This window comes from Faecalimicrobium dakarense (assembly GCF_000499525.1).
Classification (GTDB): Bacteria; Bacillota; Clostridia; order Peptostreptococcales; family Peptostreptococcaceae; genus Faecalimicrobium; species Faecalimicrobium dakarense.
Genome location: NZ_HG529291.1, coordinates 1 through 4,814, shown reverse-complemented (window position 1 = coordinate 4,814; position 4,814 = coordinate 1). Strand labels below are relative to the sequence as shown.

Annotated in this window: 4 protein-coding genes; all 4 read right to left on the bottom strand. The window is 25.1% G+C overall.

Features of this window, described 5'->3' with window-relative positions:
* Window positions 1–17 precede the first annotated feature (17 nt).
* On the bottom strand, window positions 18–1,673 hold the full coding sequence (gene hcp, locus BN899_RS06570) for a hydroxylamine reductase (RefSeq protein WP_330362475.1): 1,656 nt from the start codon (window positions 1,671–1,673) through the stop codon (window positions 18–20).
* 190 nt (window positions 1,674–1,863) lie between these two features.
* A complete protein-coding gene (locus BN899_RS06565; RefSeq protein ID WP_042273968.1) occupies window positions 1,864–3,210 on the bottom strand; it encodes a sensor histidine kinase in 1,347 nt (448 codons plus the stop codon).
* Between the two features lie 147 nt (window positions 3,211–3,357).
* Window positions 3,358–4,014 (bottom strand): nitrite/sulfite reductase domain-containing protein, encoded by a 657-nt coding sequence (locus tag BN899_RS06560; RefSeq protein ID WP_042273966.1) that lies wholly within the window; start codon window positions 4,012–4,014, stop codon window positions 3,358–3,360.
* A gap of 214 nt (window positions 4,015–4,228) precedes the next feature.
* Window positions 4,229–4,747 carry a hypothetical protein gene (locus BN899_RS06555; RefSeq protein ID WP_042273964.1) on the bottom strand — a complete coding sequence of 173 codons (519 nt, stop codon included), beginning with the start codon at window positions 4,745–4,747 and terminating at the stop codon, window positions 4,229–4,231.
* Window positions 4,748–4,814: the final 67 nt, after the last annotated feature.

Here is a 4,814-nt window from a genome sequence, read left to right as displayed (position 1 = left end):
AATTGTAAGATTTAAATTTATACACCTTGCTGTAAACAAGTTTTTAAATCATCATCTGGAGTACTTATCGCTTTTAAGTTAAATGTATCTATTAAGTACTGAAGTACATTTGGACTTAAGAAAGCAGGTAATGATGGTCCAAGGAAAATATTTTTCATTCCTAAAGACAATAATGCTAGTAAATCTGCTACAGCTTTTTGCTCGTACCAAGATAAAATTATAGATAATGGTAACCCGTTTACATCAGTATCAAAAGCATCAGCAAGTGCTGTAGCAATTCTTACTGCTGAATATGCATCATTACATTGTCCTACATCTAGCAATCTTGGAAGCCCTGCAACTTCTCCAAAATTCAATTTATTAAATCTATATTTTCCACATGCTAATGTTAGTATTATGCAATCCTCAGGTACTTTTTGAGCAAATTCAGTATAGTAATTTCTACCTGGTCTTGCTCCATCACATCCACCTATTAAGAAGAAGTGTCTTATTTTTCCGTCTTTTACTGCATTAACTATAGTCTCTGCATTACTTAAGGTAGCATGATGTCCAAATCCAACTAGTATTTCATGCGGTTCTTCATCTTTTTCAAATCCACCTAATTCTAATGCTTTATCTATTATCTCACTAAAATCTTTTTTTCCTTCTGAATCTTTGCCTATAAATTTGACTCCATCCCATCCAACAACATTTGTACTAAATATTCTATCTTTATAAGAATCCCTTGGTCTCATAAGACAGTTAGTAGTCATAAGTATACATCCTGGTATGTTATCAAATTCTTTTTGTTGATCTTGCCATGCACCACCAAAGTTACCTACAAGATGTGAATATTTTTTTAATTCTGGATATCCATGACATGGTATCATCTCTCCATGAGTATATATATTTATTCCCTTACCTTCAGTTTGTTCAAGTATCATTTCAAGGTCTTTTAAATCATGGCCTGAAACTACTATAAATGGACCTTTTTTGATATGTACATTTACTTTATGAGGTGATGGATTTTTATATATTGTGGTATTAGCTTCATCTAGTTTCTGCATAACAGCTACACTCATATCTCCTGCCCTCATAGTCCATCTTATTAAATCTTCTAATGTTAATGTATCATCTGTTGTAGCTTCAAGAGCTCTAAAATAAAAATTATCTATTTGATCACTAAAGTATCCTAATTCTCTTGCTTGATGTCCATAGGCACTTATTCCTTTTAAGCAATATACTATAGTCTGTCTTAAAGAACGTATATCTGCATCTAGATCTTGATCATACATTATACCAGCTTTTTTAGAATCTTTAAGCATTTCTGCTTTAGTTTCACTTAAATTATATGTGGCATGTTCTGTAGTATTTTTAATGCTTCCTACTTTGCTTCTTAATGCTTCTTTTATCTTTTGGGATTCTTTTAGTAGCTCTACATGTACGTCTGCATCAAAATTTACATTTGTTAGAGTTGTAAATAAAGAATTTTCTACAAATCTAACTATATCTTTGTCTATATTTTCACCTTTTTCTATAATCTCTTTTGCATAACAACTTATTCCTTTTATTTGATATATAATCAAATCTTGCAGATTAGCTATTTCCGGTGTTTTCCCACAAACACCCATCTTAGTACATCCCTTACCTCCTACAGTTTGTTCGCATTGGTAACAAAACATTGGATATTCCATATCCATACCTCCTAAAGATATAAATTATTCTACTAATTACTTGCATTAGTATTATTTGGAATATTCATTTTTTTATTCTATTTAATATATAAAATATATTGCTATATTGATTATATTTTCTTATAAACACTCTATATAATAAAAAGTCTATAAATAAATACTTAAAAAGTATTTATTTATAGACTTTAGCTTAAGTATATAGTAATTCAGTTTTTATAGGAACCTGTATAGAAAATTCAGTTTCTTCTTCATCACTATATACTTCAATATTGCAATTATATGATTTTAATAATTTTTTTATTGCATATAGGCCATATCCTCTATTTTCTCCTTTAGATGAATATCCCATTTCAAATATTTTATTTGTATCTTCAATTTTGCTACCATTATTTTTAACCGATATATTATGATAATTGTCTTCTTTGTATATATCTAAGTGTATATATTTATATTTTTTATTGCTATTTTTAAGTTCTTCAATTGAATTGTCCAACATATTTAAAATAATTGCATTCAATTCTGACTCTAATAGCTCTATATCTTCTAATGAGCTATCTACACATGCAGTAAGTTCAATATTATATTTAATAGCACGAGATTTTTTTATATTTAAAGCTGCATCTATATAGTCATTTCCTGTGTTGTAATAGACATCATTGTTTCCTATATTATTTGACATACTTAATATATAATCTCTTGCAGATTCATTATTACCCTTAGATACTTGCATTAATATCACTTGCAGGTGGTTCATGTAATCATGTTTTTGAGTTCTTAATAGGTTTACTGTTTCTTCCATTTGTTGTATATTTTTTGTAATAAGATTATTTTCTATTTTTTTTAATTGTTTATTTTTATTTATAGATATTATCGATATTATTGAGCAAGTCAATGATACGATACAAAACACTATGATTATTATTTGTAATATGTTTTCATTTGTTTGCCCTACTTTTATTACTTTATTTACATAAAATACACCTATAGATACTAAGACAATTACTCCATAGCTTAGTACTATTATAATATTTCGAATAAATTTATTTATATCTATATTTTTATTAGTTATCTTATCTGATATATTAATATTTTTCTTATCTCCAATAAAACAAATTGCTAACAGTAATACTGTTGGTATACTAAATATTAAAAGTTTAATAACTTCATTTTGTATTAGAATACTAAAATCTAATCCCATCATTTTAATAATTGTTACAATTAATAATTCTGATAAAAACTTAATCCCTACTACTAAACTGTATGCCATTATACAATGTGTCAATTTTGGTTTTGTATATAAATAAAATACTAATAGCATTAATAGTATCCTTAATAATTTAATATCTCCCATATCCATAATGTTTGAAATTACTAAAAAAATTAAACAATATATCATAGCTATCTTAATGGACTTTCTTTTTGTTACTATATTTCCTAAGATATAATTCATAAATAAATATATAGATATTATTTCTGGAATATGAACTAATATTGATTCTTCTAAACTTATATAAATCCCTCCCTCTATATATCTCACTTATAAATTATATTAGCATATGTACGTGCTTTTTTCATCTTTTTTTCAGAATATTTTACTATTTTTTACCATTTTCGACATTTTATATTTAAATTTATTTTATGTTTAATCATAGTTATTTTTTTGCTACCTATTTTTTATAACAATTTACTTACTTAGTAATTCTTTTTTTAATTTTTCTATCCCTAATCTAGCTATTAAATTTCCAAGTTTTTCTCCACTTTTTCCATATTTATTATAATAACTTAAAATATTTTTTACCGTTTCTAATGCTTCATCTTCATTTATATTTTCAACTAATATATTTGCTGATCTTGGATTTAAGCCAGCAATTCCTCCAACTGTTATAAATAGTTTTCCATTTCCATCAACTACTACACCTATATCCTTAGAGTAAGCACTTATACATGAATTTTTGCACCCAGATACTCCTATTTTAGCTTTACCAGGAAGTTCAATTCCATAAAATTGTCTAGTTATTTTCATTCCTAGTCCTATACTTGGATACTTTGACATTCTACAAAAATTTGAAGAACAAATTTCAATATTTTTTAATGCATATTTATGTCTTATTACTGGCTTCATATCTAGTTCTTTCCAAACTGACTCTAAATCTTCTTCTTTTAAATTTATTATAGATATGTTTTGAGTCGAATTAATTCTTAACCCTCCACCATATTTCTTAGCTATTTCACCTATCTTTATAAGATTATCTGGTGTAATAAATCCAGCTTCTATATATGGACTAATTGTATATCTTTTTTTTCCATTTATATCTTTTTGTAATCTACTATATTTAGTCATTAGTTGCTCCTTTTTAATTGTATTAAAAATATTATACAGTATGCAATTTACAAAATCTGTAATATTTGTTACATATATATTATTTTTTATTTTTAAGATAAAGTTTGTTAAAGTATTTAATAGGTATCTTTATTTTAGTTTTTAATTCTACTAGGAATTTAATAAAATATAAAAATCCTAAGTTCTATCATGAATTTAGGATTTTTATATTTTATTAAACTTTATTTATGTCCTCTTTTTTTATATCTAGCCATTTTTCTAACTCATCTAATGTTTCTTTATTATATTTCTTTTCTTTATATATTTTATTTATCTCTTTTATCACTTGATTTTTATTTAAAAGCCTATACTCAATAGATTCACTTCCATCTTCATATATGTATTTTATTTTCCCATCTAAAACTTTAATTTTATATGTATGATAAATAATTTCATCATAATATGAAGATTTCACTTCAAAAAATACGGTATCTTTATTCTCTTTTTTATCTAAAATATCATCTATTGGAAATTCTTCATTTAATATATAATTTATTATTTTATCTTTTTTAAAATAAGTTATAGTAGTATCATCTTTTATATCATTAACTATATACTTGCCAGTAATTTGATTTGATAATTCACTACTTTCTACTTTTTGTATACTTTCTTTTTTATAATTTAAATCTTCTTCACTAAATATAATACCTATTTTCTTTACTAAAACACTTATAAATAGTACAGAGCATAACATAATTATTGATATCTTTTCTTTGATATTCGTAACTTAATTTCTTCATTTGATTCTTCATTATTTTTTT